The organism is Desulfovibrio sp. (genome assembly GCF_034006445.1).
Lineage (GTDB): Bacteria > Desulfobacterota > Desulfovibrionia > Desulfovibrionales > Desulfovibrionaceae > Desulfovibrio.
Window position 1 is genome coordinate 16229 of sequence record NZ_JAVESS010000006.1, and the last position, 16995, is coordinate 33223.

At 62.0% G+C, this 16995-nt stretch carries 12 protein-coding genes; 1 reads left to right on the forward strand and 11 read right to left on the reverse strand.

Annotation, left to right across the window (positions count from 1 at the left end):
* Nucleotides 1-1577: 1577 nt before the first annotated feature.
* From RBR41_RS07685 to RBR41_RS07735, 11 genes are all read right to left on the reverse strand, one after another.
* The gene (locus tag RBR41_RS07685) at nt 1578-2654 is read right to left on the reverse strand and encodes a 4Fe-4S dicluster domain-containing protein (protein ID WP_320352001.1); all 1077 of its coding nucleotides are present in this window, start codon (nt 2652-2654) and stop codon (nt 1578-1580) included.
* On the reverse strand, nt 2647-3030 hold the full coding sequence (locus RBR41_RS07690; RefSeq protein WP_320352002.1) for a hydrogenase maturation nickel metallochaperone HypA: 384 nt from the start codon (nt 3028-3030) through the stop codon (nt 2647-2649). Before RBR41_RS07690 ends, RBR41_RS07685 begins: the two co-directional genes overlap by 8 nt.
* 70 nt (nt 3031-3100) lie before the next feature.
* On the reverse strand, nt 3101-4183 hold the full coding sequence (locus RBR41_RS07695; protein WP_320352003.1) for a nickel-dependent hydrogenase large subunit: 1083 nt from the start codon (nt 4181-4183) through the stop codon (nt 3101-3103).
* A complete protein-coding gene (locus RBR41_RS07700; protein ID WP_320352004.1) occupies nt 4180-4719 on the reverse strand; it encodes an NADH-quinone oxidoreductase subunit C in 540 nt (179 codons plus the stop codon). The genes RBR41_RS07695 and RBR41_RS07700 overlap by 4 nt, the downstream gene beginning before the upstream one ends.
* Before the next feature lie 21 nt (nt 4720-4740).
* A complete protein-coding gene (locus tag RBR41_RS07705; protein WP_320352005.1) occupies nt 4741-5319 on the reverse strand; it encodes a 4Fe-4S binding protein in 579 nt (192 codons plus the stop codon).
* Between the two features lies 1 nt (nt 5320).
* The gene (locus RBR41_RS07710; RefSeq protein WP_041724975.1) at nt 5321-5755 is read right to left on the reverse strand and encodes an NADH-quinone oxidoreductase subunit B family protein; all 435 of its coding nucleotides are present in this window, start codon (nt 5753-5755) and stop codon (nt 5321-5323) included.
* 25 nt (nt 5756-5780) lie between these two features.
* Nucleotides 5781-6752, reverse strand: coding sequence for a complex I subunit 1 family protein (locus RBR41_RS07715; protein ID WP_320352006.1), 972 nt, complete (start codon nt 6750-6752; stop codon nt 5781-5783).
* Nucleotides 6749-10486 (reverse strand): complex I subunit 5 family protein, encoded by a 3738-nt coding sequence (locus tag RBR41_RS07720; protein ID WP_320352007.1) that lies wholly within the window; start codon nt 10484-10486, stop codon nt 6749-6751. Before RBR41_RS07720 ends, RBR41_RS07715 begins: the two co-directional genes overlap by 4 nt.
* A gap of 1132 nt (nt 10487-11618) precedes the next feature.
* Nucleotides 11619-12605 (reverse strand): NAD(P)H-dependent glycerol-3-phosphate dehydrogenase, encoded by a 987-nt coding sequence (locus tag RBR41_RS07725; RefSeq protein ID WP_320352087.1) that lies wholly within the window; start codon nt 12603-12605, stop codon nt 11619-11621.
* Nucleotides 12606-12625: 20 nt separating this feature from the next.
* Nucleotides 12626-14098 carry a M14 family metallopeptidase gene (locus RBR41_RS07730; RefSeq protein ID WP_320352008.1) on the reverse strand — a complete coding sequence of 491 codons (1473 nt, stop codon included), beginning with the start codon at nt 14096-14098 and terminating at the stop codon, nt 12626-12628.
* 225 nt (nt 14099-14323) lie between these two features.
* Nucleotides 14324-14521, reverse strand: coding sequence for a heavy-metal-associated domain-containing protein (locus tag RBR41_RS07735; protein ID WP_179979872.1), 198 nt, complete (start codon nt 14519-14521; stop codon nt 14324-14326).
* Nucleotides 14522-14606: 85 nt separating this feature from the next.
* On the opposite strand from RBR41_RS07735, the gene RBR41_RS07740 reads away from it, so the two are divergent.
* Nucleotides 14607-16958 (forward strand): heavy metal translocating P-type ATPase, encoded by a 2352-nt coding sequence (locus RBR41_RS07740; RefSeq protein WP_320352009.1) that lies wholly within the window; start codon nt 14607-14609, stop codon nt 16956-16958.
* Nucleotides 16959-16995 lie beyond the last annotated feature (37 nt).

Genomic DNA, 16995 nt, shown 5'->3' on the forward strand with positions numbered 1-16995 from the left:
CACCATTCTGCGAGGGCTGCGCGGCTTCTGCTGCGGGAGCTTCCTCGCTGCGCTCGGCGATCTCCCTCCGCGCCGCGCAATGCCAGCGTCGGCTCTCGCCCTGAATGAAAGAGGGAGGGCGTCCGGCTGACTGTGTGGGAGCTGCGGAAGCTGCATATCACTGCTGGAACAAGGTGCGTAATGGCAGCGGCACTTGCGTAGCGAGATCATCAAAAAGAAGAAAGCAGGGTTTCTCCTTCGAGAAGTAGACTCTGTGCCCTGCGGGCACGGGGGCTTATCTTTTATGCTGTTTTGGCCGCCTCCGGCGGGCGACGTGGTAATGAGGTTTGCGGCGCTGGCGCTACGGGGAGAAAAAGGCAGGGGCTGTCCTTTGAGAAGCGGTTGTTGTGCTCTGCGGGCACGGGGGCTTATCTTTTATGTTGTTTGGGCCGCCTCCGGCGGGCGACGTGGTAATGAGGTTTGCGGCGCTGGCGCTACGGGGAGAAAAAGGCAGGGGCTGTCCTTTGAGAGGCGGTTTTTGTGGCCTGCGGACACGGTGGCTTTTTATTCGTTTAGCTTGGGCCGCCTCCGGCGGGGGCAGATGGGGGCCTGTTAGGGGCTGCCGCCCCTCCGAGGCCCCTCTGCACTCCCCCCGGACGACCCCGCTGGGCTTGTCGTATACCTCCACTCCCACGGGTTAGCCCCTAAGGGCTTTCCATCTTTCACCATTCCACGAGGGCTGCGCGGCTTTTGCTTCGGGAGCTTCCTCGCTGCGCTCGGCGATCTCCCTCCGCGCCGCGCAATGCCATCCGCTCCTTCGCGCTGAATCAGACGTCGACTATACACAAACCTCGCTTACGTGTCGGCTTCGGTTCTTTATGACGCTGCCCCCGGCAACAGCCACTCCCTGCCTGAGAAACAGCGCTGCCTTGATACGTTGCCTACACGACAAAATTGGGGGGAGATGCGCGCCCTGTCGACTTCTTTGGACACAACAGAAATACCACATCGAAGACCAAAGTCCTTCGCCGCAACGTGCCTTTTTCCAGCAGACTGCCGCCATCCCAGAGACTCCCACACAGCCAAAGAGACGCCTCACCGATCTCTCGCCCAGGGCAAAACCGTACGTTGGCATTGCGCGGCGCGGAGGGAGATCGCCGAGCGAAGCGAGGAAGCTCCCGCAGCAGAAGCCGCGCAGCCCTCGTGGAATGGCGGAAACGGGAAAACCCCAGGGGGGTGCTTCGGGGGGGATGCAAGGGGGGCCGAGAAGGGGGCGCAGCCCCATAACCGGCCCCGCCTTGCCCCCGCCGGAGGCGGCCCAAACAACATAAAAAGAAAAGCCGCTGTGCCCGCAGGGCACAGAAGCCAACTCTCGAAGGACAAGCCCTGCTTTTATTCTCCCCGGAGCGCCAGCCACGAAAACCTCAACTCCGGGCCGCGCGCCGCGCAGGCGGCCCAAATGGAAGAAAGTGAAAGCCGCCTTGCCCGCAGGGCACAGAGCATTCCAACTTGCCATTTGGCGTGAAGAACACGAAAAAAACAGGCCCGCCCATACTTACGTACGGACGGGCCTGATCAATAATTATGTAACCGACGACTTATTTTTTGCCGCCCTTTTTGCCTGCTTTTTTGCCAGCCTTGGGAGCGGATTTTTTGGCCGCAGGAGCCGCAGGCTTTTTGTCAGCAGGAACCACAGGCTTTTGGGCCGCAGGGGCTTCGGCCTTGGGCGCGCTTTCGGCAGGGGCTGATTCCTGGGTTTCACCCTTTGAAACTTCCTTGGCATCGGCCTTGGCTTCAGAAGCAACAGGCTGTTCGGCCGGAGCTTCAGGAGCGGCTTCCACAACGGGTTCCGCAGCTTCGGCTGCAGTTTCAACCTTGGGCGCTTCAGGCGCAGCCGCTTCAACCACAGGGGCCGCTTCCGTCATAGCAACGTCAGCCTTGGGCGTTTCAGGCGCAACCGCAGGGGCCGCTTCAACCTTTGGAGTTTCAGGGGCGACCACAGCCACAGCAGCATCAGCCTTGGTATTTTCAGGAGCAACCGCCGGGGCCACTTCAACCTTGGGTGCTTCAGGCGCAGCCGTTCCAGCCGCAGGCGCATCAGCGCCAGCCTCGCTGCCGGAGGCAGACTCCACTGCCTTCTTTTCCGGCTTGGGCACTTCCACTACAGTGCCGTCGGCCAGCACCAGCGAAAGGGCGTGGGCAGGGCAGGCTTCCATGCAGGCGGTGATGCGCTTGCCGTTTTCCATACGCCAGGCGCGGCACATATCGCAACGCACGGCCACTTCGCGGCGGGCCCGCTGGGCCAGGGTTTCGCCGTCCTCACCGTCCACCGACGGCATGCCGATGGTTTCCATCGTTATGGTGCCGTAGGGGCAGGCGGCCATACACATCTTGCAGGCCACGCAGTACTGGACGCGCATGATGATGCGCCCTTTTTCGTCCTGCTGGAGCGCCCCTGTAGGGCACACGTTCACGCAGGGCGCGTGGGGGCACTGGTGGCAGCGCACCGTTGTCTTGAAGCCGTCTGCCTTTACCACCTGCACGCGCGACACCAGTTCGTCGCGGTGCTTCATGGCTTCCTTGAAGCTCATGCCGTGGTGAGCAGCGATACATGCCACTTCACAGCGGCGACAGGCGCGGCATTTGTCGGGTACGACCTGGATATGTTCAGTCATGGTCCGTTTCCTCGGGTGCAACGTGCAGGGCCATCAGGGTAAGTCCGTGGCCCCCGTTGAAGTGGATGTTTTCGCCGCCGCAACTGGGGCAGACGAAATGCCGTTGCGTCAGGCTGAATTCATGGCTGCACTCGGTACAGCGACAGGGCAGGGGCGCTGTCTGCAACAGCAGTTGTGCGCCCTCGGCCGGGGTGCCTTCCGCAAAGAGTTCAAAGCAGGCCTCAAGGGTTTGCGCTTCCACACAGGCGATGAGCCCAAGCTGGCATTCCACCTTGCTGATGCGCTCCACCCGGTTTTCCGGGTGGGCCGCATTGTGCTCGTCCAGGGCTTTCAGACAGATGTCCAGCAGCCCCTGAACCAGACTCGCCTCATGCATGTGCTACACCCTTTGCCACTTCAGCCCTGACGCGCAACAACCGCCCAGAGCACATCATTTTGGCAATGCTCTAGCGTTCCGTGCAGGATACGCAGGGGTCAATGCTGTTGGTGATCAGGGCAACGTCGGACACGTTGCAGTCACGCATCATCACGCCCAGGGCCTCCCAGTTCATGTAGGAAGGCACGCGCCACTTGAGCCGTGCGGGCATATCCGTTCCATTGGTGCGGATGTAGTAGAACACCTCGCCGCGCGGCGCTTCGGAGCGGGCGCAGGCCTCGGCCGTGCGGATTTGCCGCATGGGGGCCGTCACCTCGCCATCGGGCACGCGCGCGATGCACTGACGGATAATGCCGAAGGATTCGAATATCTCGTGCAGGCGCACCATGGTACGGGCGTGAATGCAGCATCCCTGTTCCACAACGGTTTTGAAGTCCACATCAGGATAGGCCGCATAGGGCGAATCCTTGCGCACATCAAGATGCAGACCCGAACCGCGCGCCACCGGGCCAACCACGCCGAGGCGGATGGCGTCTTCATTCGGCAGCAGGCCAAGGCCACGGGTACGGGCCAGAACCATGCTGTTGGAGTCATAAATCTCGCGGATTTCGTCCACCTGGGGTTCGACCTTGTCCAGCATGTTGCGCATGTAGTCCAGGAGCTCGGCATTCACATTGTACTTGACGCCGCCAATGCAGTTGGCGGCCAGGTTCATGCGGTTGCCGTAGACTGTTTCCTTCAGGTCCTGCATCATTTCTCGCACTTCCATGACGTGCATGAACAGCGACTTGAAGCCGATGATGTGGGCCTGGATGGCGGTGTTGAACAGATGCGAGGAAATACGCTTGATTTCCTCCGCCAGCACGCGCAGGTAACGCGCGCGGGCGGGAATGGTGATGCCCAGCACGTTTTCCACAGCCATGCTGTAGGTGAAGGAATGGCTGTTGGAGCACAGCGAACATACGCGCTCGGTGAGCGTGACGTTCTTGATCAGGTTGCGCTGGGTGGCCATGGCCTCCATGCCACGGTGCACATGGCCCGAGGTCAGTTCCACATGGCGTACTATTTCGCCGTCCACAGTCAGATTGAAGTATACCGGTTCCTCAAGGGCCACATGCACAGGGCCGAGGGGCATGGTAAAGGTTTTGGTCATGACCGCTTCTCCTTGTCCCCGAGGATGCGTTCCCACAGGTCGGTGGTGCAGGCCCCGTTCATCATGATGGAAAGAGGCACGGCTTCGTTGAGAATGCCTGCGTCCAGCTCCTCATCAAGGAAGAGGCGGCGCGGGTTGGGGTGCCCCATGACCTGGATGCCGTAAAGCTCCATCATTTCTCTTTCATGCCAGTCCGCGTTGGCGAACAGCGGCGTGATGGAGGGCACTGTGGGCCATTCTCCATTGAGGGTGACAGTCATGTTGTAAATAACACCCTGAATCTCAAAGTGATAACAGACTTCCTGCATGGGTTCGCTGAGCTGGCGACGGTTGTAGGCCGTGACCATGGCCAGGCGGGCGTCGGCCTGGCGGAGGATTTCCGCGCCCTGTGTGAGCATGCGCGGCGTTCCCAGGCGGAACCAGTGATAGGCGTTGCCGAAGCTGTCGGTGCTGTGATGTATGGCATCGTCCTCAGCGGCACAAAGAGCGGTAAGGCCCTCAATGACGGCGGCGTTGCCGGGAATGGTCTCTTGCATATGTTCTCCGCGGCAAGGCCGCTAGTCTTTTGTGGGCACTGCCGAAGTGACGGTTGCCGCCGGGGTGTCGTCAGTGGCCGTAGGCAGCACGCAGGCGTTGCGCTTGGCGTCTTCAATCTGCCGACACTTGGGGCACAGCTTGCGGGTCAGCTCGGGATCAATTTCGGTGTTCCAGGCATAGAGCTTGTCAGCCAGAACCTTGGGTATGGGCCGCATAAGCGCGCCGCAGGCAACGCAGGGTTCATACTTGATGGTGTGCTGCTCAAGCCTGTTGTATTTTTCGGCCTGTGTATGGGCCGTATGCCAGTCGGTGCTGATGCTCATGGCCCCGGTGGGGCAGTAGTGGCGGCATGAGGCGCACAGACAGCACGAATTTTGCCAGATGGTGATGGTAAAGCCCGACCCGTCGGGCTGCTGCCCGATGTGGATGGCCCCCGCCGCGCAGGAGTGGCGGCAGATGCCGCAGCCCATGCACAGTTCCGGGTCCACCACGGCCCTGCCGCGCAGGCGATCGGGCGTAAAGGTTTCACCCAGGGGGAAGGGGTCGGTGCTGGGGCCTTCAAGCAGGTTGCGGAATAAGACTTTAAGAAAGCCCGCCATACTATTCCTCCACGCCCAGTTTTTTCAGCCAGATGGACCGGGCCAGCACCACGCCTTCAAGAATGGCCTGGGGCCGGGGCGGGCAGCCGGGCACGTTCACGTCCACGGGCAAATAGCGGTCGATGGGGCCTTCAATGGAATATCCCTCGCGAAAGACCCCGCCTGATATGGGGCAGATGCCCACGGCCACCGTCACCTTGGGTTCGGGAATCTCGTCCCACACCCGCAGCACGCGGTCGCGCACCCTGGTGGTAAGCGGGCCGGTGATCAGCACGATATCGGCGTGCCGGGGGCTGCCGCAGTAGCGACACCCCAGGCGTTCAACGTCGTAACGCGGAATACAGGCCGTGGTGGCCAGTTCCACGTCGCAGCCATTGCAGGAACCGGCGTTGATGCGGAACAGCCACGGCGAACGCACGGAAAGTTTTTTGAGCATATTATCCAGCGACACGGCGGCCTCCTTACATCACCCAGACCAGTATCAGACTGCACAGCGCAAGCGCGGCGGGCACAGTCACATAAAAGCGAAACGCCTGGTCAATACGGAAACGCCCTGTGGCCGACTTGACCAGGGTAAGCGAAACCAGCATGAGCGCGAGGCACTTGCACAAGAACCACACCAGATTGACCGGCCACCATTCAGATATGGTGCCGGGGAAGAAAAGCGCAACCCCCAGCCCCAGAACCACGAAGGTCTTGAGGGCCGACGTGATCTGAAAAAGGGCCAGCAGCGGGCCGCCGTATTCAAGTAGCGGGCCTTCGACGATTTCGGTTTCCGCCTCGGGAATATCAAAGGGCACAACGCCCATGGTGCCGGGCAGAAAGATGAGGTAGGCCAGAAAGGCCGGGATCATCGACGGGTTGAAGCCAAAGGAGCCTGTCTGCTGCTGCAGGGCCACGATCTTGAAGAGCGAGAATTCCGCTCCCCATGCGCCGCCAGCCAGGGTTTTGCCCGTGAGTATGGCCACGGCCAGCAAAATCATGAGCAGGGGCATTTCGTAGGCGAACATGAGCACCATTTCGCGCGAAAAACCCACAGCGCCGTAGGGCGAACTGGAGGCCGACCCGCCCAGCATGATGGCCATGGCCGGGATGGGCAGAAGGTAAAAGATCACCAGCAGGTCGCCCATATTGAACAGGCCGTTGTACACACCGGCGATGGGTATGAAGGCCGCGCACACGGCCATGCCCGTAAAGCCGAAGACAGGAGCCAGCAGAAAGGCCGGGCGGCAGGCCGTCCTTGGGATCAGGGTCTCCTTGGTCAGGAGCTTGGCAATGTCCAGCCAGGGCTGCACCAGCGGCGGCCCCACGCGGCGTTGCAGGCGGGCTTCCACACGGCGGTCAAGTCCTTTGAAGAACATGGCCACCATCAGGGCAAAGGCCCCGCCGGGGAAGACGCACATGTGCAGTATGGCAAGCAGGGTATCGCTCATGAGCGGTTCTCCTTGGGCGTGTCGTCGCCGCCGAGCAGGCGCGAGAGACCACCGTAAATGCTGGAAGGCGTCATGCGGCTGGTGGCCGTTTCAGGCGGCAGGCCGCAGGTATGCACATCGATTTCACGCAGGTGGGTAAAGCGCTTCACAAACCAGTAGCCGCCGGTGAAGGCCAGGGCCATCATCACGAACATGCCCGTGGCGTTCCAGGCTCCAGTGCCCGAAAGCACGCCCGAAAGACCCACATTCAGCGGCATGAGTCCGTATTCCAGCAGCACCGAATTGATGGGGCCCAGCGCAAGACCGGGGAAGATGCCCGTCAGCACGCAGCCTGCGGCCAGAATGCCCATGGGGACGCGCATGATGCGGGGCACTTCCTTGATATCGTCAAGGTCCTGTGCGGGCTGGCCCAAAAAGGCCGCGTGCAGGAATTTGGCGATATAGGCCATGGTCAGCACGCTGCCGATGAGCGAGAGCAGGGCCAGGAAGGGCTGCCCGGCTTCCATGAGGGCATGGTAGATGAGCCACTTGGACGAGAAGCCGCTGGTGGGCGGCACGCCTATGACCGAAAGCCCGGCAATGGCGAACATGGCCAGGGTAAAGGGCATTTTGCGTCCGATGCCGCCAAGGTCGTTGAGGCTTTCCCTGTGGCTGGCGAACATGATGGCGCCGCACACGAGGAAGAGCAGATCCTTGAAGAAGACGTGGTTGATGACGTGCAGCATGCCGCCCGCGTATCCGAGCGCGCCGCCCGCCGCCACGGCCAGCACCATGTAGCCGAGTTGGCTCACCGTCGAGTAGATGAAGATAAGCTTGAGGCCGTTGCTGCGCAGGGCCTGAATGGCGGCCATGATGATGGTGACGCCGCCTATCCACATGACGGTCACGCTGATGGAGCTCTGTTCAAATCCGCCCAGTATGCCCGCCACGGCGAATCCGCCGCCCAGCAGCATAAAGAGCTTGATAAGGCCGAGAATGGCGCTCTTCAGCAGCACGGAGGAGATGTAGCCGGACACGGGCGTGGGGGCCAGGGCCGGGTGCATCTGCCAGTCAATGCGGAAGGGCAGTTGCGCGGCCTTCATCACAAAGCCCGCTGCCAGCAGGGCCATGCCGAACCAGGCGGCCCCGGCGGACAGGTTGGGCACCATGCCGGCCAGCAGCAGCGAGGTAAAGGGCGTGAAGGGGCCGATGACGCACAGGCCCACAAAGATGAAGCCCGCGCCAAAGACGTTGAAGATAAAGTACTTGAAGGCTTCTCGCAGCGATGCCTTGTCGCCTTCGTGCGCGATGGCCAGGTAGAGCGTCCACGAGCTCATGATTTCCCAGAACAGGAAGAAGCTCAGCAGATACTGGCTGGACGCCATGCCCACAAGACCGCCGCACATGGCGGTAAAGGCGCAGTAGAAACGCCACTGCGTGTGGCTGTGTTCCATATAGCCCAGAGCGTAGCTCATGTTCACCGCGCCCAGCAGGGGGACGATGAGGGCAAAGCAGAAAGAAAGCGTGTCGAGGCCGCGTCCGAACAGGACAACCAGCAGGGCCGTTGCGAGCAGCACGCCCACGCTGACCTTGCCCGCCATGACGCGGTTCTTGTGGAAGAGGGCGGGCAGCAGAGCGCCGAACACGGGCACGACCACGTAGATGGGCCAGTTCACGTGCATGGCCAGCATAACGCCTGCGTCCTGCGGGTTGGGCGCAAAGGCCAGCGAAGCCACAGGGGCCACAAGCTGCATGGCGAGCTGCGGCGCAAGGCCGAGCAGAACGCAGAGGGCAGCCAGCACGCCCATGCCCACGCGCATGGTGACAGGAGCTTCCGTGACCGTGGGCAGATAGTCGGGGCGCTCTTCAAAGATCAGGGTTTTGAGTATGCGGGTGTAGTAGACAAGACCCACCAGGGAGCCAGCGAGAATGAGCGCGGCCAGCCAGATTTGTCCGGCTTCGGTGGCGGCCTGTATCATCAGGAATTTGCTGTAAAAAGCGCCAAAGGGCGGCAGACCCATAATGCTCACAAGCCCCACGCCCATGCAGGCCACGGTAAAGGGCATCTGGCGGCCGAGGCCGCGCAGATCGCTGAGCTTGCGGCTGCCGCTGCGCATGATGAGCGCGCCCGCGCCAAGGAAGAGCAGGTCCTTCATGATGGCGTGGTTGAACATGTGCCACAGCGCGCCCGTGGTGGAAAGCCACGTGCCGATGCCGAGCACAAGCGTAATTTCGCCGATCTGCCCCAGGGTGGAGTAGGCCAGCATGCGTTTGATGTCGTCCTGGCGCAGGGCCATGACTTCACCAAGAACCAGGGTGGCCGCGCCCGTGAAGACCAGCCCGGTGCCGAGCCACGAAAGGCCGAACAGGCCGGGCATGGTGCTGACCATGGGCCGCATGAGCAGCACGACCACAATGCCGAAAATGCCCATCTTGGTGATGATGCCCGAAAGGGGGGCCGACACGGAGGACGGCGCGGCCGGGTGGGCGTCAGGCAGCCAGGAGTGCAGGGGCACAAGACCGGCCTTGACGCCGAAGCCCATGAGGCAAAGTACAAAGGCCGCCTGAAGCACGGGGGTGGGCACAAAGCCCTCGCCCAGCATAAGCAGGCCGGGCAGCATGAAAAGCGCGCCGCCCGCGCACATGACGTAGTATTTGAGGCCAGCGTCAAAAGCGCTGCGCCGCCCTTCATGCACCACCAGAAAGTAGGAGGCGAAGGTCATGAGTTCCCAGTAGCCGTAAAGGCCGGACGCGTCCGTGCTGGAAACTATGCCCGCCAGGGAGCCGAAGGTGAGCAGCAGAAAGAACCAGTAGCGCCCCTGATGCCGCCCGTGAATGTAGCCCTGCGAGTAAACGCAGACCACCAGTGCCACAAGGCTGATCATGGTCAGGAACAGCCTGGCCGTGGCCGGGGCGTCCGCCACAAGCACCGTGACGAGCGCCAGGGCCGCAAAGGACGTTCCCACAAGGGGGGCGACACGCATGCGGAGCAGAAAAGCGCCGCCCACGGCAAAAGCGCCAAGGTAATAGCACCAGTAGGCCGGATGCACGGGGGAGTGGGGGGCCACAAAACCGTACTGACCGCCGATGAGGTCGGTCAGCGGGCCACGCAGAACGCCCATCACGCCCACGGCCACAGCCAGGGCGATCATCAGACCGGCTTTGCCGCGCATGGGGCCGAAGGCCGTGGGGGAATCTTCCGGCGCGTCTTCCAGCACCACCTGGCGCACAGTGGTGACGTACAGCCAGATGAAGACCGTGGTGGCCAGGGCCATGACCAGCAGGCCGGTGAGCCCGCCCGGTATGGCCTCAAGGACGGCGGCATTGATAAAGAGGCGGGCTTCGGGCAGCAGGAAGGGCGATCCGCCCACCGAGGCCAGAAGACCCAGAGCGAACAGGGCAGCCGTCCAGGGATGCCGCTGGCCGGAACCGCTCAGGCGCGATGCCTGGACGGGCCCCTGACTACACGCGGCTCCCGTGCGGCATGTCGAGGTGAGACGGCCCAGGGCCGTCCACGCCAGGCCGCGTGTTGCAACCTGAAAAAGTATGAAGAGCCACAGGCCGGTGGCGCCGATGGCGGTAGCCGCGCCGAGCCCCAGGCAGACAATGCCCGCGTCGTGCAGGGCGCCCCAGAGGATCAGGCGGCGAGGGTCCTTACGCTGGCGCACGGCTTGAGCCGCAGCATACAGCATGAGGGCCATACCCACCAGAAGCGGCACAAGCCGTCCGCCAGCCGAGAACAAGGATTCCGTCATAATTCGCCCCGTAGTTTGCGGGTCTTTCAGGCCAGCACTGTGCTTGGCCCCGTTTACGCCTCTTCTCTATGTGGTATCACATCCATACCAGATCGTGAAAAAAATAGTAAAAGGAGTGTTAACAGCCTTATCTCACTTCGCCACTCTGTGCAAGTGGCGATTATTTCACAAAAAGTTGGAGGGTTATGCCAATTTGCGCAGATTTGGCGCTGGTTTTGCGCGTCTACTTGCAATATGTGTAATAATTCACAGCAGTCTGGCAATAGTTTGAAGTACTGCAATTTGTGTGTTGGGTGTTCAATCAATCCGCTGTATGCTGTAATTAACTGTTTGCTCAAACAAAATTAGGTTAATCCATATACTGCAGTAAAATCCGGTCGTGCAAAAAAAATTGGTCGCTATCCTACAAAATTTCGCGCAGTAAAGAGCCCACGCCTGATCAAGAAATTCGTGCTACTAAAAATTTTTTTGGCCAATTGCACGTTTTTGTACCAAAAGAGCATGTGATTTATTTAATCACTGGAAAAACAGAGGACTATCGGTGCCCGGGGACACGGTGTTGTACCGCGTCGCATGGAGGGGGCGGAGGCGGAAAGGAGGCAGAAAGGCGCTCATGGCGCGAGCAGGAAAAAAGCGAATCCCCTGGTGCCTTGTGGAAAAACTGGGGCCGGGCTGAGAGCCGGGACTGGCGTTGTACTTGGGATCCGCGGGTTTGAGCGTTGAACCGTGGCCGGGCTAGTCCGGGTACCGGACTCTGAGCTAGTCCGGGTACCGGACTCCGGGAAAGCCCGGTTATCAGGCTGCGGGCTAGTCCGGGTACCGGACTCTGAGCTAATCCGGGTACCGGACTCTGAGCTAATCCGGGTACCGGACTCTGAGCTAGTCCGGGTACCGGGCTCTGGGCTAGTCCGGGTACCGGACTCCGGGCTAGTCCGGGTATCGGACTCCGGGAAAGCGGGCAGGGGCAGTCAGGTTCGAGACGCCTGCCACACTGTCTCACGGGCCAACAGCGAGGGGGCAGTGCTGGCCCGGTATAGCCCCCCGGCAGGTCAGCCAGGCAACGCCCATTCAAGTATGGTCTGGAGCGTGCGTCAGCAGGCAAATGCCAGCGTTGGAGGCAGCGCCCGCTGGCCTATTCTTCGCGCAGTGTTCTGGCCATAAGGTCGCGCAACGCGGCCTGCGGACTTTGCCCTTCATACAAGATACTGTGTACCGCGTTTGTCAGGGGCGCGTCTACGCCAAGTTTTTTCGCCATGTCATAAATGGCGGCCGTGGTTTTGACGCCTTCTGCCACCATGCCGAGGCTTTGCGTAATATGGTCGAGCTTTTCTCCACGGCCAAGGCGCAGCCCCACCTGCCGGTTGCGGGAAAGATCGTCTGTGCAGGTAAGGGTGAGGTCGCCCAGACCCGAGAGGCCCATAAAGGTGTGCGCCTGCGCCCCACGGGCCACGCCAAGGCGGCTCATTTCAGCCAGCCCTCTGGTGATGAGGGCCGCGCGGCTGTTGGCCCCCAGCCCCAGCCCGTCGCAGGTGCCAGCGGCAATGGCCATGACGTTTTTGAGCGCGCCGCCCATTTCCACGCCCATGACGTCCGTGCTGGAGTAGCAACGAAAGGCGGGGCCGGAAAAAATGTCGCGCAGATAACAGCCAAGGGCTTCATCGTAGGCGGCCATGACCACGGCCGTGGGCAGGTCGCGCAATACGTCCGCCGCAAAGGAGGGGCCGGACAGCACCGCATAACGGGGGTTCAGGCGGCCGAGAGCCTGCGAGGTCATTTCCGAGCAGGTGGCCAGCGAACCGGTTTCAATGCCCTTGGCCGCATTGACCAAAATGGCCCTGGGTTGAAAGTGGCGGGCCTGTTCCGTGAGCCAGCCGCGCAACTGCTGGCAGGGCACGGCCAGCACGACCAGAGGGCGGTCCAGGGCAGCCGGGTCTGTGGTGGCCACAAGCCGCTCGTCAAGGGGCAGGCCCGGCAGGTAACGGGGATTTTCGTGCCTTTCGTTGATGGCCGTGGCCACGGACGCGTTCCGCATCCAGAGGCAGACATGGTGCCCGCCACGGGCCAGAAGATGCCCCAGGGCCGTGCCCCAGCTGCCGCCGCCAGCCACACATATGGAAATTTTTTCAGACATTCTCGTTCTCAGAAGCCCAGGGACGATTCCGGGCCGGGCCGGTCGGGCAGGGCGTCAGCGTTACGGGCCATACGTGGCCTGTTGGGGCTGTTTTGCCTGCCATTATCAAAATATACCAGAAACATGCCGCTAAAAAGTTGCTTGCGGTAAACCTCGACCCGGAACAGCTTGCCCTGCTTGTCTACTGAAAAGCGCGGCATGAAGTCCTTGAGGCGCAGTTCCACGCCAGCCTCGTCGGGCTGACCGTTGTCAAAGCCAATGGCATTGACCCTGTAGCCGTCCAGAGGGCGAACCTGGAAGGAGTCGTCAACATACAGCACCTGCCCGAAGGAAACCGTCTTGTCCTGGCCGTCCACTTTTACGGGCACGGCGTCAAGGCTGCTGTCCACCTCGCGCCATTCGGGCCGGATGAGCGTCAGCATGCGGTTGCCGTAATGTACGCAAAACTGACCTTCGCCGCCTTGGGCGCAGGGCAGAACCGCCATGATTGGCTTGGTGGGCACGGCCTGGGCCGGGCCGCTTCTGGGCAGGGGCAGAAAGTTGATGGCCGGGCGGGCGTCTTCAAGCGGGAGAAAGACGCGGTTGTCGGCAAAGGAAACGGCAAGATTGTCCTGCAGCGCTCCGCGCACGCCTTCGGGCGTGAGGGCAAAGGCGCGGCTGAAGTCCACGCCCGCCTGCTGCAGAAAGGACTCAATCATCAATAAATGATAATAGGCGCGCAGCTCGACGGGAAATTCCTTGCTGGCCTCAAGGCCGAAGGCGGCTTTGCCCCGAAGCACGGCATAATAGGAAAGGCTCCTTTCCATCTCGTGGTCGCCGGCGGCGGTATTGGTGTTATGGACGTGCAGACGGTGCCCCGCCTGCATGAGCGCCTTGTTGGCGGCATTTGCGGCTTTGTCGGCCTCGGCCTCCAGCGCGCCCATGAAAGCTCCCGGCAGTTCCGTCTGGTCAATGATGACCGACTGTCCCCAGCGGGCGGGATTGCGCAGTTTGTCTTCGTAGGTGTGACGGTAGTAGCCGCTGCCGTCATGCAGGTTGAGCACAAGGCCCACCTGCGGATGGTCAATGAGATCCTGAATACGGCGCACTGTGGCAAATTCGGGGTCTGTTGCGTCCAGGCGGGCGAACTTGCGGTTCATATCCCCATACAGGCCGCGCGACCGCTTGATAATACTGGGAAAATTCAGATTGGGCACTACCCACACGCTGCCGTTTTCCATGCGGTAATGGGTGGTCAGCAGCGTGGCGGCGGAAAAGCCCCCCGGCTCATCGCCCTGAATGCCCCCCACCACCAGCACGGTGCGTGGGCCTTCGCCCAGGCGGATGACGGTAAAGTCCAGAGGAAAGCTCTCCTGCGCCAGAGCCGTGCCCGCAAAGCAGAAAAGGGCGCAGCTCAGGAACAGGCCCGCAAGGCCCGTGCCTGTCAGGAGTCTGCCCTCGCGGCGGAGGCGGTTCAGAAAAAGCTTTGTATATGCCTGCATAGTGCTGTGGGGTTGTCTGCGGGCCAGATGGAACATTGGCCTATATAACTACGGCATTCGGCCGCAAACGGCAAGATACCGGGGCGTTGCGGGCGAAATAAAGAAAGGGCCAGCGCCGGTTTCTCCCTCTGGAGCGTCAGGCGTTGGCCCTGATGACCTGGCCCTGATGTTTAGGGCCCAGATGACCTGGCCCAGATGGTATGGGCCGGGACGTTCTCGGCCTGTCTATTCGGGATCAAAGCCGATGTTGCTTATGGCCGTGCGCAGGGCGTCCATATCCACCGGGCCGTCTTCTTCATAGCGCAGAACTTTTTCGTCCAGATCCACCAGCGGATTCTTCACGCCGGGGATCTTGCCAGCGGCTTCTTCCACCGCGCTCTTGCAGTGGCCGCAACGCATGCCATTGACTTTCAGGCTTTTCATCGTATCCTCCTTGGGAATCCATTTTCAATTTCGTAGTGCCGCGAGTTTACGCGCCACCCTGGTAAATGACAAGCCGGAGGAAGAAATGAGCGAGGCCAATGCGCAAAACGACGCCGCCAACGAGGCATGCCCCCTGAAATTCGACATAGGGGGAATGCACTGCGCGGCCTGCTCGTCCCGCATCGAACGTGTGGTCGGTCGTATGGAAGGTGTGGAGAAAATCAGCGTCAACCTTGCCACCGCCAAGGCCGAGGTGTGGGCCAGCCCCGGCCAGGAAGAAGCGGTGCAGCACGAGATCATGGATCGCGTGGCCACGCTGGGCTTCAGCGCCACCCCTGCCGCTGATGACGACGCCTCCGCCGAGTTTGCCGAAAACAAGGCCAAAGCGCTCAAGGATGCACGCCAGCGCCTGGGTCGTCTTGTGCCCATGGTCTGCTTTGCGGTGCCCCTGCTTGTGGTGTCCATGGGGCACATGATGGGGCTCAGTCTGCCGCACTGGATGGATCCCCATGCCGCGCCGCGCACCTTCATGCTCATACAGCTTTTTCTGAGCCTGCCCATTGTCTGGCTTGGACGGCATTTCTATGTGGACGGCATCCGCGCGCTGCTGCGCAAGGCTCCTGCCATGGACAGCCTGGTGGCCGTGGGCACGGGCGCTGCCTTCATCTACAGCCTGGTCAACACTGTTCTTGGTCTCATGGGCGTTGACCCTGTGACGCGGGCCATGAACCTGTATTATGAGTCGGCGGCAGTGCTGCTGACCATGATAGAACTGGGGCAGTTTCTTGAAGCCACGGCCAAGCGCAAGGCTGGCGACGCCATGGGCGCGCTCATGAGCCTCACGCCGGAAACGGCCCTGCGGCTCGATCCTGACAACGAGGCCCTGCCGCCCCGGGAAGTCGCGGTGTCGGCCCTGAAGGCTGGCGATCACCTGCTGCTCAGGCCCGGTGGACGTGTGCCTGTGGACGGCGAAGTGCTCACGGGCAAAAGCGCCGTGGACCTTTCCCTGCTCACAGGCGAATCCATCCCTGTTGCCGTCGTCCCCGGCGACAAGCTGGTGGCGGGCAGCGTCAATGGCGAAGGTTCGCTTACCCTGCGGGCCGACGCCGTGGGCCGCAACACGCGGCTTGCACGCATCATCCGTCTGGTGCGCGAAGCCCAGGGCAGCAAGGCCCCCATCGCCCGCCTGGCAGACCGCGTCAGCTACTACTTCGTGCCCGCCGTCATGCTCTACGCCGTGCTGGCCGCCCTGGCCTGGCTGGTGTTCAGTTCCGAGCCAATCACAACGCCGCTCACCGTCTTTGTGGCCGTGCTGGTCATGGCCTGCCCCTGCGCCATGGGGCTGGCGACGCCCATGTCCATCATGGTGGGCACGGGGCGCGGGGCGCAGCTTGGCGTGCTTATCAAGAACGGCGCTGCTCTGGAGCAGGCCGGGCACATCAACGTCCTTGCCGTGGACAAAACCGGCACCCTCACAACGGGCAAGCCCGTGCTCACGGGCGTAACCCTGCTGGAAGGCGCGCAGGGGCTGGACGAAAACGGCCTGCTGTCCCTTGCGGCAGCTCTTGAGGCCCGTTCCGAGCATCCTCTGGCCCAGGCCCTGATCAAGGCCGGGCACGACCGCAATCTGCCCGCCTGCCGCGTTGAGGAAGTGGTGGTCGCACCCGGCATGGGCATAGCGGGCGACGTCTTTTGCGCTGACGTGCCCCGTCACGTGGCCGTGGGCAACCGCGCCTTTATGAAGGAATACGGTCTTGCGGTTTCCGACGACATCTCCGGCAAGCTGGCCGTGCTGGCCGAGGCTGGCCAGACGCCCCTGCTGCTGGCCCTTGGCCGTGGCGAGGAGGCCCGCCTGGCGGGCATTCTGGCCCTGGCCGACGCCATCCGCCCCGAATCGCCCTCTGTGGTGGCCCGTCTGCAACAGATGGGCGTGCGCGTGGTCATGCTCACGGGCGACAATGAACGCACCGCCAGAGCCGTGGCGGCCAAGGTCGGCGTGGACGAAGTGGCCGCCGGACTTCTGCCCGCAGAAAAGGCCGACTATGTACGCCGCCTGCAGGAGCAGGGGCATGTGGTAGGCATGGTGGGAGACGGCATCAACGACGCGCCCGCCCTGGCCCTGGCCAATGTGGGCATGGCTGTGGGCACGGGAGTGGACGTCAGCGCCGAAGCCGGGGATATCGTGCTCATGCGCGGCGGCATGGAAGCCGTTTTGACGGCCCTGGCGCTTTCACGCGCCACCATGCGCAATATCCGGCAAAACCTGTTCTGGGCTTTTGGCTACAACGTCCTTGGGCTGCCAGTGGCGGCGGGCCTGCTGCACGTTTTTGGCGGCCCCATGCTTTCGCCCATGATAGCGGGTACGGCCATGGCCCTCTCTTCCGTCTCTGTCGTCACCAACGCCCTGCGCTTGCGCTTTTTCAGGATAGAAAAGTAGGCGCGCCTTGCTGTGAAATCAGCGAACTATGAGGTTG